This window comes from Pseudomonas sp. NY5710 (assembly GCF_013305665.1).
In the GTDB taxonomy this organism is placed as follows: Bacteria; Pseudomonadota; Gammaproteobacteria; order Pseudomonadales; family Pseudomonadaceae; genus Aquipseudomonas; species Aquipseudomonas juntendi.
In genome coordinates this window covers 2,548,956-2,566,869 of the sequence record NZ_CP045554.1, presented here as the reverse complement: position 1 = coordinate 2,566,869, position 17,914 = coordinate 2,548,956, and the positions used below count along the sequence as shown (strand labels likewise).

The following is a 17,914-nucleotide window of genomic DNA, read 5'->3' as shown; positions in this document are numbered from 1 at the left end:
GCGAGAACCTGCAATGCCCCGACATGTGTTGACCTTGTTTGCCGTGCTGTTGTGCGGCTGTTCACTCGCCCCTGCTTACCAACGCCCCGCCCATGCGATACCCGCGCAGTTTCCGCAAGGGCCCGCCTATACCGCCGATACGCCGTCGCCACCACCGGTCGAAGACGGGCAGCAGGTATTCCGCGACCCGGTGCTGCGCCAGTTGATCGAGGCCGCCCTGGCCAACAACCGCGACCTGCGCACCGCCGCACTCAACGTCGCGGCCGCGCAGGCACAATACCGCGTGCAGCGCGCCGAACGGCTACCCAAGGTGGCGGCTGATGGCCACGGCCAGCGTCAGTACCTGCCCAGGGGCATGACCGGTACCGGCAAAGGCATGATCAGTTCCAGCTACGCGGCCACGCTGGGGCTGAGCGCCTACGCAATCGACCTGTTCGGCCGGGTGCGCAGCCTCAGCGACCAGGCATTGCTGAACTACCTGGCCAGTGAACAGGCACGGCGCAGTAGCCGCCTGAGCCTGGTGGCGAGCGTTGCCAGTGTGTACCTGACCTGGCAGGCCGACCAGGCGCTGCTGACCCTGGCCAACGAAACCCTGGCCACTGACCTGCGCAGCCTGCGCCTGGCCCGTAACCAGCGCCGGGCGGGCACGCTGTCGGCACTGGATGAGGTCCAGGCGCGCACCCGCGTGGACAGCACCCGGGCGGCAGTGGCGCGTTACCAGCGGCTGGTCGCGCAAGACCTGAACCAGCTGACGCTGCTGGTGGGTGCCCCCGTTGCTGCGAAGGGGGTCGCACAGCCCCTGGCGGCCGAGCAGATTGCCAGGCTGCCGGCAGGTTTACCGTCTGACTTGCTGCAGCGGCGCCCCGACATACGCCAGGCCGAGTACCAGTTGCGCGCCGCCAACGCCAATATCGGTGCTGCGCGGGCGGCGTTCTTTCCCAGCATCAGCCTCACCGCCAATGCCGGCAGCACCAGCCCCCAGCTCAGTGGCCTGTTCGATGCAGGTTCGGGGACCTGGCTCTTCCAACCGCAGATCAACCTGCCAATCTTCACCGCGGGCAGCCTGCGCGCCAGCCTGGATTATGCGCGCCTGCAGAAGGATATCCAGGTGGCGCAGTACCAACGAGCCGTCCAGCGCGCATTCCAGGAAGTTGCAGATGGCCTGGCCGCACGGGCGACCTACCAGCGCCAACTGCAGGCACAACACGACCTGGTCGCAGCCAGCCGACGCTATTACGACCTGGCCGAGCACCGTTACCGCATTGGCGTGGACAGCAGCCTCACCTTCCTGGACGCGCAGCGCGCGTTGTTCAGTGCCCAGCAAGGGCTGATCAACGACCGCCTGGCGCAGTTGCTGGCAGAGGTGAACCTGTTTGCAGCACTGGGTGGCGGGTGGAACGACCAGGATTGAACGCGGGCCCAGGCGTGCAGCGCATCTGGCACATGCGTGCGATTTAAAATTAATGCATTTGATAATGATTCGTAGTAATTTCGTGGCGCAAATTTCTCTCAGCGCCCTACTTCAGGATCGTCCAGTCGATGCGTCGCACGTTCGTTTCGCTTTGTGTGCTTCATGCTGTCTCCCCATTGGCCCTTGCCGAGCCCGAACCGCTCAGTGACCCGGCCCACATCGAACTCCAGGCCCTGAGCATCACTGGCACAGCCGACAGCGAACGGGCTGATGGCCCGGTGCTCGGCTACAAGGCCAACCGTTCCGCCAGTGCCACCCGCACCGACACCGCGCTGCACGAAACACCGCAGTCGGTCAGCGTGGTGCCCAAGGCGGTGCTGCAAGACACCGCTGCCACGCGCCTGCAAGACGGCCTGGACTATGCCGGTGGCGTCGGCCGGGCCAACAACTTCGGTGGCCAGGGCCTTACCACCTTCACCGTGCGCGGCTTTACCACCGGCGAGTTCTACCGTAACGGTTTCCCGATCAACCGTGGTTACCCCAACGCACCGGACGCCAATACCGTCGAGCGGCTGGAGGTGATCCGCGGCCCGGCCAGCAGCCTGTACGGCCGTGGCGACCCCGGCGGCACCTTCAACGTGGTCAGCAAGCAGCCGCTTTCAGAACCCAAGGTCACCCTGGGCAGCCAGTTCGACGACCAGGGCATGCACCGCGCCACCCTCGACGCCGCCGGCCCGCTGAACCAGGACGGCTCGCTGGCCTACCGCCTGAACCTGCTTGGCGAGGGCGGCGACAGTTTCCGTGATGATGTGCAAAGCGAGCGTTATGACGTGGCGCCCGTGCTCAGCTGGCAGGTCAACGACACCACCAAGGTCGTGTTCGAAGGCGACTTCATGCGCAACAACCACCCGCTGGACCGCGGCCTGACCCGCTACGCCACCCAGCGTGGCAGCGCCTCGCGTGACACATATATCTGGGAAAAAGGCAGCGACAACCTGCTGCACAATGACAACAACATGGCGCAGGTGCGTTTCGAGCACCTGCTCAATGACAACTGGACGCTGGCGGGCGGGTTCCAGTTCCTCGATGGCTCACTCAAGGGCAATGCGGTCGAAGCCAACGGCGCGCCGCTGGATGGGCGAACGCTGGAGCGTAACTTCAACTATCGCAAGCTGGAGTGGACCGATCGCGACTGGCAGCTGAACCTGACGGGTTACTTCGACACTGGCGGTTTCAGCCACACCCTGCTGACGGGTGTGGAGTACGAGAACTACGACTACAACTCGATCATCCAGCGGTCCTCTGCGGCGGCGGGCACGTACCCCATCGACATCTACGACCCGGTGCTTGGCCAGCCACGGCCGGCGCTGACCCGCACCACGACCTGGGACAAGGAGAACCTGCAGACCTGGGCCTTCTTCATCCAGGACCAGGTGGCCCTGACCGAGCGTTTGAAGGCTCTGGCAGGCGTACGCTTCGAGCGCTTCGAGCATGACTACGACAACAAGCTGGACAATGCTGGTGATTTCAGCAAAGGCGAAAACGGTGCTACGCCCCGTATCGGCCTGGTCTATGACCTGACCGACACGGTCGCCGTCTACGCCAACACAGCGCGCTCTTTCAAACCCAATACGGGAACCCCGGCCAGCGGCGGGGGCTTCGACCCGGAAAAGGGCAAATCCTACGAACTGGGCGTGAAATGGGAAGCGCTCGACCGCCAGCTGAGTGTCGACGCAGCGGTCTACCACATCGTCAAGGAAAACGTGTTGACCCGCGACCCGGTGGACCCGAACTACAGCGTGGCGGCCGGCGAAGTGCGCAGCCGGGGCCTGGATATCAACGTTGCTGGCAATGTCACCCCCGAGTGGCGCGTCATTGGCGGCTACGCCTATGTGGATGCCGAAGTGACCAAGGACAACCGCCTGCCAACCGGCACGCGACTGGCCAATATCCCGCGCAACAGTTTCAGCCTGCTCAACACCTATGAGTTCCAGGACGGTGTCGCCAAGGGGCTTGGCTTGGGGCTTGGGGTGAAATACGTGGATGACCGCAACGGCCAGACCGAGGCCACCACGTACACCATGGAGCAATACACGGTGGTTGATCTGCTGACCTTCTACCAGGTCAACGACCATATACGCCTGAACCTGGATGTGAAGAACCTGTTCAACAAGGCGTATGACGAAGGCGCATTCAACCTGTATGCCTACCCGGGTGCGCCGCGTACGGTACAGGCTGGCGTCGCGTACACCTTCTGAACGGCTGGGGCTGCATAAGCAGCCCTACCTGTCAGAAACCTTTGCTGTAGAACAGCGAATACGACTCGATGCCGTCGTTGGGCTGCTTGATCCCGGCGTTGGAATAATGGATCGCACGCAGCCCGACCTTCTGCTCCCCTGGCAGTTTCAGGCCAAGGCCGATACGGTCCTCGAAGTTGAACGACGAACCCAGGCGCTGGTCGCCCACATCGGTCTTGGAGAACGCGGCCAGGCCGATGCCCGCTTCGATGTAAGGGGTGTAGGTGAAACCGCTGAATTCATAGGTGAACACCGGGCTGAACGACAGCGAATGGGCGCCACTGGCGTCGCCGCCCTCCCAGTAGGTGTAGCCGGCGTCCCAGTAACCGCTGACATAGCCGATGTCGCTTTGCAGCCACTTCTTGTCCCAGTCGAACGACATGCCAATGCGGTAGGTCATGTCGCCCTGGCTGGTTACGCCCACGGCGCCGGACACCTGCGCGGCCTGGGCCGTGCCAGCGCCGGCAAGTGCCAGCACGGCAACGGCCAGCGATGCTGCAAGACGGGTTTTCATCTACGACTCTCCTGATGGTCTACACGACAAGCGGGGGCTGTAGCCCCTCGATTAAGCGGTGACCGGTTCATCCCGACCGGTCACACGAGGTAATACTTTTCTGATTATTGTCCAGATAATCAGAAAGTTGGAAGTAAATTGCCATTATTGCTCATACACCGTTGCGGTGTGAGGCGCTACCACACCGCGAGCGCCATACAGACGTGCGGACTAGACGTAGATTAGTAGTTGTAAATCAATGGTTTGTGTTCTTTTCTTCAAGCAGTTTCACGAACATGCTCAAGCTGCGTGATACCGTGCCACGTCGCCACACCAGCCAGGTTTTCAGGTAGCGGAAGTCTTCCGACATGGGCCAGGCGCTGACCGTGCTGCAGCCCGGCATGTTGTCGAGCATGCTGCGCGGCAGCATGGCCAGGCCGGCCCCGGCGCTGACGCAGGCGAGCATGCCGTGGTACGACTCCATTTCATGGATCTTGCCGGGAACCGCCTGGTCCTGGACGAACCAGTTTTCGAAGTGATGCCGGTACGAACAGTTGGCCCGGAACGCGTAGATGTTTTCGCCGTTGACGTCCTGGGCGCGGGTCACCGGGGCATGATTGAGCGGTGCGATGACCATCATCTCTTCCTCGAACACCGGTATGCCCTCCAACGTGGGGTGCAACACCGGGCCATCGACGAACGCAGCCACCAGCCGGCCAGACAACACCCCCTCGAGCATGGTCCCTGAAGGGCCGGTGGACAGGTCCAGGTCCACCTTGGGGTAGCGCTGGTTGTAGGCCGCCAGCAAGGCCGGAATACGCACGGCTGCGGTGCTTTCCAGCGAGCCCAGGGCGAAGGTGCCCTGCGGGTCTTCACCGGCCACGGTCAGGCGGGCCTCGTGCACCAGGTCGAGAATGCGCCGGGTGTATTCCAGGAAGTTCCAACCCGCGGGTGACAGGCGCAAACGGCTTTTCTCGCGGATGAACAGTTCCACACCCAAGTCTTCTTCCAGCTGCTTGATGCGCGTGGTCAGGTTGGAAGGCACCCGGTGGATATGCTGCGCAGCAGCGCTGATGCTGCCCTGCTCTGCCACGGCCTTGAAGATCTCCAATTGCACCAGGTCCACAGCCTTTCTCCAAACGTGAATGTTTCGCTCATTATTATTCAGTTTTCATTAAAGCCATAGCCCACTAGTCTGGCTCCACCGTTCAATAACGACGAGAGTGCCCTACCATGAGTGCGATCAGCAGCCTGACCCACGCCATCTCCCTCGACCCGTACACCGGCGAGCAGATCGGCGCCTACCCGTTCGACACCGACGCCGCACTGGAAGCGGCGCTGCAGCGTGCCAAGGCCGGCTACCGCCAGTGGCGCCAAGTGTCGCTGGGTCAGCGCAGCGAGTACCTGCTCGCCTTGGCCAGCACCCTTGAAGCCAAGGCCGAGGCCTTTGCGCAGATGATCAGCCGTGAAATCGGCAAGCCCATCGCCCAGGCCCGCGGCGAAGTCGCCAAGTGCGTTGGCTTGTGCCGCTGGTATGCCGAGCACGGCCCCGCGATGCTGGCCGCCGAGCCTACCCAGGTCGAAAAGGCCCGCATCGAATACCGCCCGCTGGGCCCTATCCTGGCGGTGATGCCTTGGAACTTCCCGGTCTGGCAGGTACTGCGCGGCGCCGTGCCGGCGATCCTGGCCGGCAATACCTACGTGCTCAAGCACGCGCCGAACGTAATGGGCAGCGCCTACCTGCTGGGCGAACTGTTCAAGGATGCCGGCCTGCCGCAAGGCATTTTCGAAGTGCTGAACGTGACCCCGGAGGGTGTCACCCGCGCCATCAATGACCCGCGCATTGCCGCGGTGACCCTGACCGGTAGCGTGCGTGCCGGCATGGCGATCGGTGCCCAGGCCGGTGCCGCACTGAAAAAATGCGTGCTCGAACTCGGCGGTTCCGACCCGTTCATCGTACTGGCTGACGCCGACCTGGACGCCGCCGTCCAGGCTGCCGTCATCGGTCGCTACCAGAACACCGGCCAGGTCTGCGCAGCGGCTAAGCGCATGATCGTGGAAGCAAGCATTGCCGACGCGTTCACCCGCAAGTTCGTCGAGGCAACCCGGCAGCTGAACATGGGCAACCCGCTGCAGGACGACACCTACATCGGCCCCATGGCCCGCTACGACCTGCGCGACGAGCTGGATGGCCAGGTACAGGCGACGCTGGCCGAGGGTGCCACCCTGCTGCTGGGCGGCCACAAGGTTGAAGGCGTTGCCAACTTCTATGCCCCGACCGTGTTCGCCAATGTGACCCCGGACATGACAGCATTCAAGCAAGAGCTGTTCGGCCCGGTGGCGGCGATCATCACGGCCCGTGACGCCGAGCATGCCGTGGAGCTGGCCAACGACAGCGAATTCGGCCTGGCGGCGACCATCTACACCGCCGATTATGCGCTGGCCGAGCGCATGACTGCCGCGTTGGATACCGGTGGCGTGTTCATCAATGGTTACTGCGCATCCGACCCCCGCGTGGCGTTCGGCGGCGTGAAGAAAAGCGGCTTCGGGCGCGAGCTGTCGCACTTTGGTGTGCGGGAGTTCACCAATGCCCAGACCGTGTGGCTGGACCGTAACTGAGTCCAGTGAAGCAGGGGCTGCATTGCAGCCTCTGCCAACCTCAATCGCGCACCTGGTCCTTGACCCAGTCCAGCATCCCCCCCGGCACGATCAGCTCATGCCGCGCCCGTGAACAGGCGGTGTACAAACCTGCCAGCAGGCGCGCCCGTTCATTGCGGTTACCGGCCACCTGGGGCGTGACCATCAGCTCGGGCGACACCATCACCCGAGCAAACTCCATGTTCTTCACATCCCTTACCCGCCCGAGGAACAGCTTTGGCGCCTTGGTCCAGCGGTAACGGCTCTTGGCCTGGGCAAAGTGCTGCGGGGTGTAGCCCTTGCGCAGCAGGTTGGCCACCGCGACGAATGCCTTGTCCTCACCCTTGTCCTGCTCCAGCGCCTGCCAGCTGGCATAGCGGAACAGCATCGGGTGACGAGGCCGGGTGCCATGGCGGTACAGCTCGATGCAATCCTCCACGAACAGTTCGAAGTCCTTGCGCGCGCTTTGCAGCAGCACGAACGGCACGCCCTGGTGCGTCAGGCGCTGGAACCAGCCGAACAGCCCCCACTCGTCATCGACGATCAACGCGGTGGGCTGTTCCGGCACCGTGACCGCATCGAAGAAGCTGACCCGGGTGTAGTGCTCGGCGCTCCCACTGAAGGCCGCCTGGATCGATGCCGGGTGCGCCTGTATAAGCGGGTTGAGCACGTTGTCCATCGCCGGCCCTGCGCGCAGCGAGTGGTCGATGCAGCGCTGGCGGATGAAGCTGCCATGGTGCGCACTGAGGCCGTTCAGGTTCTGCAGTTCGTCACCGAGGGCGATGACCGCTTGCGGGCTGCGGTCGAGTACGGCAAGCATCGGTGCCGACAACTCGTGCGCCTCATCGACGATGACGTGGGTGTAGCGGCTGTCAATCACCAGGCCGGTCAGCGCCAGCAGCTTGACCCGATGGTAGTCGCGTACCGGCAACTGGATTTCCCGCGCTGACGGGCGAATCAGCTCCTGCCAGTACAGCCGTGCCTTTTCCAGCAACACTTCCTGGTCCAGCGGCGATGTGCCCGGACCGGCCCAGGGCAGGTGGTGCAACTGCACCTGCGCGTCGGCACTGTGGCAAAACGCCCGCACCGCGCGGATGCACAAGGCGACCACGTCGCGCGCGGCAAGCGGGCCAATGTCGGGTATGGCCAGCCAGCGCACCACCTGCGCCTCTTGCGGGCGCCACGAGCGCTTGGTGCGGTAAGGGTCGCGCAGGCGCCAGCCGTTGCTGGTGAGGTCGCGGTTCAACAGCTCGTCGGCCAACTGGCCGAAGGTCAGCGCGGTGTAGGCAGCGGCATCCTTGACCCGGGCCTGCAGCGCGCGCAACTGGCCTTCGGTCAAGGCCAGCAACAAGGTGCGCTGCGGCTCCAGCAACCGGGCGAACTGGTGGATCAGAAAGGTCTTGCCGGTACCGGCAAAGCCCTGCACGGCGACCGATTCGTCGATCCCCCCCAGAAATTCTCGCAACAGCCGGTTCTGCTGGTCGCTGAGCATCAGGTCGCTGGCCAGCGCCGGCAGGTGCACCGGGTGCAACGGCGTAGCGCGCTGGCGATAGCGGTCAGCGAACTGGAAATTCCACTGCCCCTCGTCGTCCTGCAGTTCGTCTGCGCTGTACGCCACTTCGCCACTTAGCAGCGCAATACCGTTTTCGCCGAGCATGCCCAGGCCCATGGCGAAGGCTTCACGGTCGAAGTGCTGCGCCACCTGCCCCTGGAACCGCCCAGGCGCGGCACGTTCAACGTCGTTGGCGATCCGCACGATCTCGGCAAAGCGGCGTTCCTGAGCATCGGCCGAGGCAGTCGCCGGCTGGCGAGGCAGGTTTTGCACGAACAACACCGCAGCGGCCTGGAGCAGGCTGGCGCTGCTGAAGAAGTCGGTAAGGGGAACACTGGCGAGGCTGTCAGCCTGGTCACTGGGCAAAGGCAGGTAGAACATCGGCACCTCGGGTGGAAACAGGCTGGCACGATAGCAATTTTCGGCGCCGGCTGCTGCACTTGCGGGCCGGCGGTTCAGCGCTTGACGCGCTTGAGTGTCTCGCTCGGAAATTCCTTGAACAATTGCCGGTAACTCTCTGAAAACCTTCCCAAATGCCAGAACGACCAACGCATCGCCACTTCCGCCACGGTCACGCCACCGCCCCGCAACAGATCGCGCCGCGCCCCATTGAGCCGGCGCAACCGCAACCAGTGCGCGGGCGGCATGCCGGTGTAGGCCTTGAAGGCCTGCTGCAACTGGCGCAGCGACACGCCCGCCACCGCCGCCAGTTCCACCAGGTTCAAGGTTTCTTCCGGGCAGTCAGCCGCCCACTCGCTGACCCGGTGCATGATCGCCCGCTCCTCGTCCCGCCGGCCCATGGCCATGCCCTGCAAGCGCTGGCAGGCATTGTCGAGGATGAACAGGCAGTCCTCCAGCAACTGCTCCGCCAACGCCTGCCCCTGCAACGGGCACCCAGCCTCGCCCAAGCGGGTCAGGGTGGCACTGAGCCAACTGCCGAACAACGCATTCTGGCCACTGCCCAGCGGCACCATGAACAAACCGTCGAGCCTGCGAGGGTCCAGGCCGTGGCTGGCGAGAAACGCCTGGTCGAACACGACGGCCACTTCCTGGTAATTCTCTGGCGTGATCCAGATGTTGCGGCTCTGCTCGTTGAGCAGGTAAAGGCTGTTTTCGCTCTGGTCGAAGCAGAACGCCAGCGACCCGCTCGGCGCCCGGAAGAATTGCTCGACCCGGGTGTTGAGGCGTTCTTCGTAGACCTGCACGCCGTCAAGCCCCAGGCAGCGCAACTGGCCGCTGAAATGGCCCGGCGACATCTGCCGGTACTGCTGCTGCCAACCGGGGGTGATGCGAACCTGCTCGGACACATCCGAAGTGTGGAAAGCTTGGACCTGCAAGGCGTTGGGCGTTGTCACGCTTTGTCCTGGATGCACTCTTTTGGTGCATTGAATACCGAAGAAAGTGGATAGATGGCGGTGTGGCGCCGAGCTCAAGATAGCCTCCAGCGTGTCACCTGGGAAGCGCGACGCTCTTGAAGCCGTGCAACGGCTTTGGCGGGTGCAGCGGCTCCCACATAAAAAAACCAACCAAGAGGTCTGTATGAACGCCCCCTTCGATCAGCTCTCCACCTGGCTGAAAGAACACCGGATCACCGAAGTAGAATGCGTGATCAGCGACCTGACCGGCATCGCCCGCGGCAAGATCGCACCGACTGCCAAGTTTCTTCACGAACGTGGCATGCGCTTGCCCGAGAGCGTGCTGCTGCAAACGGTCACCGGCGACTACGTTGACGACGATATCTATTACAACCTGCTCGATGCGGCTGACATCGACATGGTCTGCCGCCCCGACCCGAGCGCTGTGTACCAGATCCCGTGGGCCATCGAACCTACCGCGATCGTGATCCACGATACCTTCGACAAGCAAGGCAACCCCATCGAGCTGTCGCCGCGCAACGTGTTGAAGAAAGTGCTCAAGCTTTACGCTGACAAGGGCTGGCAACCCATTGTCGCGCCAGAGATGGAGTTCTACCTGACCAAGCGCTGCGAAGACCCGGACCTGCCGCTGCAAGTGCCGCTGGGGCGTTCCGGCCGGGCCGAAAGCGGCCGGCAGTCGTTCTCGATCGATGCCGCCAACGAATTCGACCCGCTGTTCGAGGACGTGTATGACTGGTGTGAAATCCAGGGCCTGGACCTGGACACGCTGATCCACGAAGACGGCCCGGCGCAGATGGAGATCAACTTCCGCCACGGCGACGCGCTGGACCTGGCCGACCAGATCACCGTGTTCAAGCGCACCATGCGTGAGGCTGCGCTCAAGCACAACGTGGCTGCGACGTTCATGGCCAAGCCGATCACCGACGAGCCGGGCAGTGCCATGCACCTGCACCAGAGCGTGATCGACATCGCCACCGGCAAGCCGATCTTCGCCAACGACGACGGCAGCATGAGCCTGTTGTTCCTGCACCACATCGGTGGGTTGCAAAAGTACATCCCCAAGCTGCTGCCGATGTTCGCCCCCAACGTCAATTCATTCCGCCGCTTCCTGCCGGACACCTCGGCCCCGGTCAACGTCGAGTGGGGTGAAGAAAACCGCACCGCCGGCCTGCGCGTCCCCACCTCCAGCCCGGAAGCGATGCGCGTGGAAAACCGCCTGCCCGGCGCGGATGCCAACCCTTACCTGGCGATCGCTGCCAGCCTGCTGTGCGGCTACCTGGGCATGGTCGAGCAGATCGACCCCAGTGCCCCGGTGCAAGGCCGCGCCTACGAGCGGCGCAACCTGCGCCTGCCCATCACCATCGAAGATGCGCTGCAGCACATGGAAGACTGCGAGACCGTGCAGCAGTACCTGGGCAAGCAATTCGTGCAGGGTTACGTGGCGGTCAAAAGGGCCGAGCACGAGAATTACAAGCGCGTGATCAGCTCGTGGGAGCGCGAGTTCCTGATGCTGAGCGTCTGAGCCGCCCAGGGGGCTGTGCAGCCCCCACCACACCTGAACCCGTAGAACAAAACCAACGAGGTGTTCCCATGCGTCATCTGCAAGCCCTGATCCCCGCGGCATTCACCCTGCTGTTCGCCACCACCAGCCACGCGACGCCCACTGTGAGCGTGTACAACTGGACCGACTACATCGGTGACACCACCCTGGCCGACTTCCAGGCCAGCAGCGGCATCAAGGTGGTTTATGACGTGTTCGACTCCAACGAAACCCTCGAAGGCAAGCTGCTGGCGGGGCGCACCGGCTACGACGTGGTAGTGCCCTCCAACCATTTTCTGGCCCGCCAGGCCCAGGCCGGTGCGTTCTTGCCGCTGGACCGCAGCAAACTGCCGAACTGGAAGCACCTGGACCCCAAGCTGCTCAAGCAGCTTGAGCAGAACGACCCCGGCAACCAGTATGCGGTGCCCTACCTGTGGGGCACCAATGGCATCGGCTACAACGTGGAAAAGGTCAAGGCGGCACTGGGCGTGGATCGCATCGATTCCTGGGCGGTGCTGTTCGAGCCCGAGAACCTGAAAAAGCTCAAGCAGTGCGGCGTGGCCTTCATGGACTCGCCCGATGAACTGTTCCCCGCCGTGCTCAACTACCTGGGCATGGACCCGCGCAGCGAAAAGCCGGCCGACTACGCCAAAGCCGAGGCGCGCATGCTTGAGCTGCGCCCGTACATCACCTATTTCCACTCCTCCAAGTATGTTTCCGACCTTGCCAACGGGAATATCTGCGTGGCGTTCGGTTATTCCGGTGACGTGTTCCAGGCGGCCAACCGCGCCGTTGAGGCGAAGAACGGCGTGAAGGTCGCTTACAGCATTCCCAAGGAAGGCAGCAACCTGTGGTTCGACCTGTTGGCCATTCCGAAGGATGCGAACAACCCGGAGCAGGCGCTGGCCTTCATCAACTACCTGCTCGACCCCAAGGTGATCGCCAAGGTCAGCGCCACGGTCGGCTACGCCAACGCCAACCCGGACGCCAAGGCCTACATGGATGCCGCGCTGGTGGACAACCCCGAGATCTACCCCCCGCAGGAGGTACTGGACAAGCTGTACATTTCCAGCACCCCCAGCCCGAAGATCATGCGCGTCATGACCCGCTCCTGGAGCAAGATCAAGTCCAACCGCTGAGCCGAGACCCTCTATGTCATTCAATACCCAACACAGCGCTTCGTACTATGCAGCCACTGCGCGCGATGCGGCCCCCTACCCCAGCCTCGACGCTGACCTGAGCGCTGATGTGTGTGTGGTCGGGGGTGGGCTGACCGGGGTCAATACGGCGCTGGAGCTGGCCGAGCGTGGTCTGTCGGTGGTGCTGCTGGAGGGGCGGTGCATCGGCTGGGGTGCCAGTGGCCGCAACGGCGGCCAGCTGATTCGCGGCATCGGCCATGATGTCAGCGGTTTTGCCCGACATGTCGGCCAGGATGGCGTGCGCTACCTCCAGCAGGCCGGCATCGACTCGGTGGCGCTGGTCGCCGCGCGCATCGCCCGCTACAACATTGCCTGTGACCTGCGCTGGGGCTTTTGCGAACTGGCCAACACGCCCGCGCAGTTCGACGCCTTCAAGGATGAACTGCAAGACCTGGCAGCGCTAGGTTACCGCCACGAAACACGGCTGGTCGCAAGCGGGCAGTTGCATGAGATCGTCGCCAGCGACCGGTACGCCGGCGGCCTGGTGGACATGGGTTCAGGGCACCTGCACCCGCTCGACCTGGTTCAGGGCGAGGCCCGCGCCGCCCATGCCCTGGGCGTGCGCATTTTCGAGCAAAGCCCGGTGCTGCGTATCGAGCATGGGCCCAGCGTTACCGTGCATACGGCCCACGGCAGCGTGCGCGCGGGCCGCCTGGTGCTGGGCTGCAACGCCCACCTGGACGACCTGGAACCGCGGCTGAGTGGCAAGGTGCTGCCGGCCGGCAGTTACGTGGTGGCCACCGAACCGCTGCCCGAAACACTGGCGAGCCGCTTGATCCCGCAGAACATGGCACTGTGCGACCAGAAAGTCGGCCTGGATTACTACCGCCTCACCGCTGATCGCCGCCTGCTGTTCGGCGGCGCCTGCCACTATTCGGGCCGCGACCCCAAGGACATCGCCGGCTATATGCGGCCGAAGGTGCTGAAGGTATTCCCGCAACTGGCCGATGTGCGCATCGACTACCAGTGGGGTGGCATGATCGGCATCACCGCCAACCGCTTCCCCCAGGTCGGGCGCTTGAGCCAACACCCCAACGTGTATTACGCCCAAGGCTATTCCGGGCACGGGCTGAACGTGACTCACTGGACAGCCAAGCTGCTGGCAGAAAGCATCGCCCTGGGCCACAGCCACGGCCTGGATGTGTTCAGTGCAGTGCCGCATCTGACGTTCCCCGGTGGCAAGGCACTGCGCTCGCCACTGCTGGCGCTGGGGATGTTGTGGTACCGGTTACGTGAGGTGTTGGGCTAGCAATGTGTGGGTGTTATTTGCCAAAAGATATGCATCGCCTGTGAGATCGAGCGCCGCCCGCGCGGCGCTCGATCTCACAGGCGCTGCACATCTTGTGTCAAACACGCGTCAGCCCTCATACGATCCCTACGGGAGCTGGGCTTGAACGGCGATGAACTGCAAAGCAGCCCCCTACCCCCCGCAGTAGCTCAACATTCGACGAATGCAACCGCCAGGCCGCCGCGCGAGGTTTCCTTGTAGTTGGCATGCATGTCGGCACCGGTATCACGCAAGGTGCGGATTACCCGGTCGAGCGAAATGAAATGCTCGCCATCGCCCCGCAATGCCATTTGCACCGCATTGATCGCTTTCACGGCAGCGATGGCATTGCGTTCGATGCACGGCACCTGCACCAGGCCACCGACCGGGTCGCAGGTCAGCCCAAGGTTGTGTTCCAGGGCAATTTCGGCAGCATTTTCCAATTGCGCCGGTGTCGCGCCCAGCACCTGGGCCAGGCCGGCGGCCGCCATCGAGCAGGCAGACCCGACCTCCCCCTGGCAGCCGACCTCGGCGCCGGAAATGGAGGCGTTCTTTTTGCACAGGATGCCAACTGCAGCCGCGGCAAGCAGGAAGTCCACGACATCCGCGTCGCAGGCGCCAGGGTTGAACTTCATGTAGTAGTGCAGCACTGCCGGGATGATACCGGCTGCACCGTTGGTAGGCGCGGTGACCATGCGCCCGCCAGCGGCGTTCTCTTCGTTCACCGCCAGGGCGTACAGGTTGACCCACTCCATGGCGCCGAGCGTCGACCCGATCACATTAGGCTTGCCCAGTTCCTGCAAGCTACGGTGCAGCCGCGCCGCACGGCGTTTGACGTGCAAACCACCGGGCAGAATGCCCTCGTTGCGCAGGCCGTTGTCCACGCACTCGCGCATCGCAGCCCAAATGCGCAGCAGGCCGTCGCGCACCTCGGCTTCCGGGCGCCAGGCGCATTCGTTGGCCATCATCAGTTGCGCCACACTCAGGCCGTGGGCCTGGCACAGCTTCAGCAACTGGGCACCACTGCCGAACTCGTAGGGCAGCACGGCAGCGTTCTCTGCAGCCTTGGGCGCATCGACTTCGGCCTGTTCAACGATGAACCCGCCGCCGACGGAATAATAGGTCTGGCACAACAGGCTGTCCTGCCCGTGCAAGGCTTCCACGCGCATGGCGTTGGGGTGGTACGGCAGGTTCTCGTCGAGCAGCAGCATGTCTTGCGCATACTCGAACGCCACGGGGTGGCTGCCGTCCAGCATCAGGCAGTGTTCCTGCAGCACCTGACCGATGCGCGATTCGATGGTGGCCGGGTCGATACGGTCTGGCCACTGCCCCATCAAGCCCAGCAGGCAGGCACGGTCGGTGGCATGACCAACGCCGGTCGCCGACAACGAGCCATACAGGCGTACTTCAACGCGCGTCACCCGGCCCAGCAAGCCGTGCTCGCGCAGGGCCTGGGCAAAGGTCGCAGCCGCGCGCATCGGGCCGACGGTGTGGGAGCTGGACGGGCCGATGCCGATTTTGAAAAGGTCGAAAACACTGATAGCCATACTAATGCCTGACCATGCGCTGAAAGGTAGCCAGTGCACGGTTATCTGGAGAAAATGGGCGCTGCTGCGATTTTGCGCGATACTGACGCTGCGCGGTTAAAATGACCAACGAAACTTTCTAAGCAAGGCTTTAGCAGGACTAAACGATGCGACGCCAACTCAACGGCCAGATGTTTGTTTGGCTGCACGTCTTTGCCTGCGCCGCCAGGCACCTGTCCTTTACCCGCTGTGCAGAGGAACTGCACATCACCCCCGGGGCGGTCAGCCAACAGATGCGCCAGCTGGAAGAGCGCCTGGGTTACCGCCTGTTTCTGCGCCGGGCACGGGGCGTGGAACTGAGCGCCGAAGGCCAGCGCCTGGCGCAGACCGTGACCGACGCCTACGGCAGCATCGAGGCAGAGCTGCTACGCCTGGATGCCGGTGAGATCCGTGGCACATTGCGGGTGCGCTCCATCCCCTCGTTCCTGGCCAAGTGGCTAACGCCGCGCTTGCCACGTTTCCAGCAGCGCTACCCGGACATCGAACTGCGCCTGGTGGCCGAAGACAGTGCCCAGGCCTTGACCCCGGGCGACTTCGACCTGGCCATCGACCTCAACGACGGCAGCTACCCGGGCATGCTCTCCACGCCGCTGCTGGACGAGCAGATCTTTCCCGTATGCGCGCCCTCACTGCTGCGTGGGCGCCCCCCGCTGCACAGGCCGGCCGACCTGGTGCACTACCCGCTGCTGCACGACATCACCGCCTGGCGTGGCAGTTCGGAATATGCCGAATGGGAGTTCTACCTGGACGGGATCGGCGCCAATGGGTTGGACGTACGCCGTGGGCATACCTTCAACCGTAACCACCTGACCATCGAAGCGGCGATTGCCGGTATCGGCGTGGCCATTGCCCGGCGCACGCTACTCAACGATGAACTGGAACGCGGCGCGCTGATCGTGCCGTTTGGCGTACCCATCGCCAACCACAAACGCTATGTGGTGCATTACCCGCCCGGCGGGTTGACCCAGCCGGGCGCGCGGGCGGTACATGACTGGCTGGTGGAAGAAGCACGAGGGTTCCGCGAACTGCACCCGTTGAACACAGCATGAGGCCTGTTCTGCACCTGTGGCATGACAATCAATAGGCCTGTTTACCGGTGAACGCATTCAACGTGCGTACCAGAATCACGAAATCCAGCCACAACGACCAGTTGTTGATGTACTCGATGTCGGAGTCCACCCGCTGGATCATCTGTTCGATGTCCTTGGTCTCGCCACGGAACCCGCGCACCTGGGCCAGGCCGGTCATGCCCGGCTTGATGTTGTGGCGAGCGAAGTAATCCACGATGTCCTGGGAATACAAAGTGTCGTGCTGCAAGGCATGCGGCCGTGGCCCGACCAGCGACATTTCGCCGGTCAGCACATTGAACAGCTGCGGCAGTTCATCGAGGCTGGTACGGCGGATGAAGGCCCCAACCCGAGTCAACCGCGGGTCGTTTTTCTGGGCTTGCTGCACCACACCGCCTTCGGGCTGGTGCACATGCATGCTTCTGAATTTCCAGATACGAAACGCCTCACCCGTCCAGCCGGTACGTTCCTGGCGGAAAAACACCGGGCCGCGGCTGTCGAGCTTGATGGCCAGGGCAACGGCCAGCAATACCGGCGACGCACACAGCAGGATCAGCGCGGCCAGTACCCGGTCCTCGAGGTTTTTCAGGAACAGGCTCATGCCTGTGAGCGGGGTTTCCGACAAGGTCAGCACCGGAATGCCGGCAATTTCCCGCACGCTGTGGTTGATCAGGCGCAACGAGAAGATATCCGGTACCCAGTTCACCGCGATGCACTTGTCGAGCAGCTTGAAGTACACGTCGTTGATCACTTCCGAGCCGCCCAGCGGGGTCACCAGGTAGACCGTGCGGATGCCGTGGCGGGCGACCAGATCGTCAAGCTCGGCAATATGCCCGAGCACCGGCAGGCGCTGCTTGCCCTCGGCGCCCTCGCCTGCTTGCGGTTCAACCTTGTCGACCAGTACACACCCCAGCACCCGCTCGCCAAACCACGGGTTGCTGCTGATTTTCTGGTAAAGGAAGTTGGCCAGGTCACCATTGCCAATGATCAGGGCATTGTCCAGGCGTGCATGTGCGGTGAAGCGTTTTTGCAGCTCACGCACGGCGAAGTGCAGGAACAATTGGGCGAAGTAACCGATGACGAACAGTTGGCCAACCAGCAGCCGGGAGTAGGTTTCGCTCTGTTTGGTCAGGAACGCCATGACCACCAGAAAGCAGAACGTGGCCGACCAGGCCTTGAACAGGCGGAAGGCCTTGATCGAAAGCCCGACGTTGGTGCGGTAGATCGCGTAATGATCATAAATGACCGCCAGTGCGCCGATCAGCAACAGCAGCATGATCACGTAATCGGAGGTGATGTAGCCGAACTGGTCATAGATCAGGTACCAGGCGATACCCGTCACGGCAATGCCGTCGAGGCCGGCCTGGATGGCGTTGCTGACACTGCTTCGGCGCTGGAGTAAGGAGCGACTGCTTCTGGGTTCGAAAACCATTTCAGACCTCATCAATTGGAGCGTGGCAAGTGCCTTACAGCCAACAACCAGTCTTGA

The 17,914-nt window shown here is 63.2% G+C and carries 13 protein-coding genes; 7 read left to right on the top strand and 6 right to left on the bottom strand.

Annotated features, from left to right (window positions below; all coding sequences use genetic code 11):
- The first annotated feature begins 13 nt into the window (after nt 1–13).
- A complete protein-coding gene (locus GEV39_RS11595; protein WP_173889082.1) occupies nt 14–1,411 on the top strand; it encodes an efflux transporter outer membrane subunit in 1,398 nt (465 codons plus the stop codon).
- Nucleotides 1,412–1,539: 128 nt separating this feature from the next.
- Nucleotides 1,540–3,669, top strand: coding sequence for a TonB-dependent siderophore receptor (locus GEV39_RS11590; protein WP_173889080.1), 2,130 nt, complete (start codon nt 1,540–1,542; stop codon nt 3,667–3,669).
- Nucleotides 3,670–3,700: 31 nt separating this feature from the next.
- On the opposite strand, the gene GEV39_RS11585 is transcribed toward GEV39_RS11590, so the two are convergent.
- Both GEV39_RS11585 and ptrR read right to left on the bottom strand, forming a co-directional pair.
- A complete protein-coding gene (locus GEV39_RS11585) occupies nt 3,701–4,222 on the bottom strand; it encodes an acyloxyacyl hydrolase (RefSeq protein ID WP_054912899.1) in 522 nt (173 codons plus the stop codon).
- A gap of 235 nt (nt 4,223–4,457) precedes the next feature.
- Nucleotides 4,458–5,327, bottom strand: coding sequence for a putrescine utilization regulator PtrR (gene ptrR / locus GEV39_RS11580; RefSeq protein ID WP_173889078.1), 870 nt, complete (start codon nt 5,325–5,327; stop codon nt 4,458–4,460).
- A 107-nt stretch (nt 5,328–5,434) separates the two neighbouring features.
- Here ptrR and GEV39_RS11575 point away from each other — a divergent pair, with 107 nt between their 5' ends.
- Nucleotides 5,435–6,820 carry an aldehyde dehydrogenase family protein gene (locus GEV39_RS11575; RefSeq protein ID WP_173889075.1) on the top strand — a complete coding sequence of 462 codons (1,386 nt, stop codon included), beginning with the start codon at nt 5,435–5,437 and terminating at the stop codon, nt 6,818–6,820.
- 40 nt (nt 6,821–6,860) lie between these two features.
- Here GEV39_RS11575 and GEV39_RS11570 read toward each other — a convergent pair whose 3' ends face one another.
- Nucleotides 6,861–8,771, bottom strand: coding sequence for an AAA family ATPase (locus GEV39_RS11570; RefSeq protein WP_173889073.1), 1,911 nt, complete (start codon nt 8,769–8,771; stop codon nt 6,861–6,863).
- Between the two features lie 74 nt (nt 8,772–8,845).
- A complete protein-coding gene (locus GEV39_RS11565) occupies nt 8,846–9,745 on the bottom strand; it encodes a helix-turn-helix domain-containing protein (protein WP_029885441.1) in 900 nt (299 codons plus the stop codon).
- 184 nt (nt 9,746–9,929) lie between these two features.
- Between GEV39_RS11565 and GEV39_RS11560 the strand changes: the two genes are divergently transcribed.
- The 3 genes from GEV39_RS11560 (at nt 9,930) to GEV39_RS11550 (ending at nt 13,754) form a co-directional block, all read left to right on the top strand.
- A complete protein-coding gene (locus tag GEV39_RS11560; RefSeq protein ID WP_173889071.1) occupies nt 9,930–11,288 on the top strand; it encodes a glutamine synthetase family protein in 1,359 nt (452 codons plus the stop codon).
- A gap of 68 nt (nt 11,289–11,356) precedes the next feature.
- The gene (locus tag GEV39_RS11555) at nt 11,357–12,445 is read left to right on the top strand and encodes a polyamine ABC transporter substrate-binding protein (protein WP_173889069.1); all 1,089 of its coding nucleotides are present in this window, start codon (nt 11,357–11,359) and stop codon (nt 12,443–12,445) included.
- Between the two features lie 13 nt (nt 12,446–12,458).
- Nucleotides 12,459–13,754 (top strand): NAD(P)/FAD-dependent oxidoreductase, encoded by a 1,296-nt coding sequence (locus GEV39_RS11550; protein ID WP_173889067.1) that lies wholly within the window; start codon nt 12,459–12,461, stop codon nt 13,752–13,754.
- A 188-nt stretch (nt 13,755–13,942) separates the two neighbouring features.
- Here the strand turns inward: GEV39_RS11550 and GEV39_RS11545 are convergent, their stop codons facing one another.
- On the bottom strand, nt 13,943–15,319 hold the full coding sequence (locus tag GEV39_RS11545) for an L-serine ammonia-lyase (protein WP_173889065.1): 1,377 nt from the start codon (nt 15,317–15,319) through the stop codon (nt 13,943–13,945).
- A gap of 146 nt (nt 15,320–15,465) precedes the next feature.
- On the opposite strand from GEV39_RS11545, the gene GEV39_RS11540 reads away from it, so the two are divergent.
- Nucleotides 15,466–16,407 carry a LysR substrate-binding domain-containing protein gene (locus GEV39_RS11540; protein WP_173889063.1) on the top strand — a complete coding sequence of 314 codons (942 nt, stop codon included), beginning with the start codon at nt 15,466–15,468 and terminating at the stop codon, nt 16,405–16,407.
- Nucleotides 16,408–16,435: 28 nt separating this feature from the next.
- On the opposite strand, the gene GEV39_RS11535 is transcribed toward GEV39_RS11540, so the two are convergent.
- Nucleotides 16,436–17,857: an undecaprenyl-phosphate glucose phosphotransferase gene (locus GEV39_RS11535; RefSeq protein WP_029885437.1), complete on the bottom strand. Its 1,422-nt coding sequence runs from the start codon at nt 17,855–17,857 to the stop codon at nt 16,436–16,438.
- Between the last annotated feature and the right edge of the window lie 57 nt (nt 17,858–17,914).

Coding starts and splice junctions, on each gene's coding strand:
- GEV39_RS11595 (WP_173889082.1), top strand. CDS start 14: ATGCCCCGACATGTGTTGACCTTGTTTGCCGTGCTGTTGTGCGGCTGT.
- GEV39_RS11590 (WP_173889080.1), top strand. CDS start 1,540: ATGCGTCGCACGTTCGTTTCGCTTTGTGTGCTTCATGCTGTCTCCCCA.
- GEV39_RS11585 (WP_054912899.1), bottom strand. CDS start 4,222: ATGAAAACCCGTCTTGCAGCATCGCTGGCCGTTGCCGTGCTGGCACTT.
- GEV39_RS11575 (WP_173889075.1), top strand. CDS start 5,435: ATGAGTGCGATCAGCAGCCTGACCCACGCCATCTCCCTCGACCCGTAC.
- GEV39_RS11570 (WP_173889073.1), bottom strand. CDS start 8,771: ATGTTCTACCTGCCTTTGCCCAGTGACCAGGCTGACAGCCTCGCCAGT.
- GEV39_RS11560 (WP_173889071.1), top strand. CDS start 9,930: ATGAACGCCCCCTTCGATCAGCTCTCCACCTGGCTGAAAGAACACCGG.
- GEV39_RS11555 (WP_173889069.1), top strand. CDS start 11,357: ATGCGTCATCTGCAAGCCCTGATCCCCGCGGCATTCACCCTGCTGTTC.
- GEV39_RS11550 (WP_173889067.1), top strand. CDS start 12,459: ATGTCATTCAATACCCAACACAGCGCTTCGTACTATGCAGCCACTGCG.
- GEV39_RS11545 (WP_173889065.1), bottom strand. CDS start 15,319: ATGGCTATCAGTGTTTTCGACCTTTTCAAAATCGGCATCGGCCCGTCC.
- GEV39_RS11540 (WP_173889063.1), top strand. CDS start 15,466: ATGCGACGCCAACTCAACGGCCAGATGTTTGTTTGGCTGCACGTCTTT.
- GEV39_RS11535 (WP_029885437.1), bottom strand. CDS start 17,857: ATGGTTTTCGAACCCAGAAGCAGTCGCTCCTTACTCCAGCGCCGAAGC.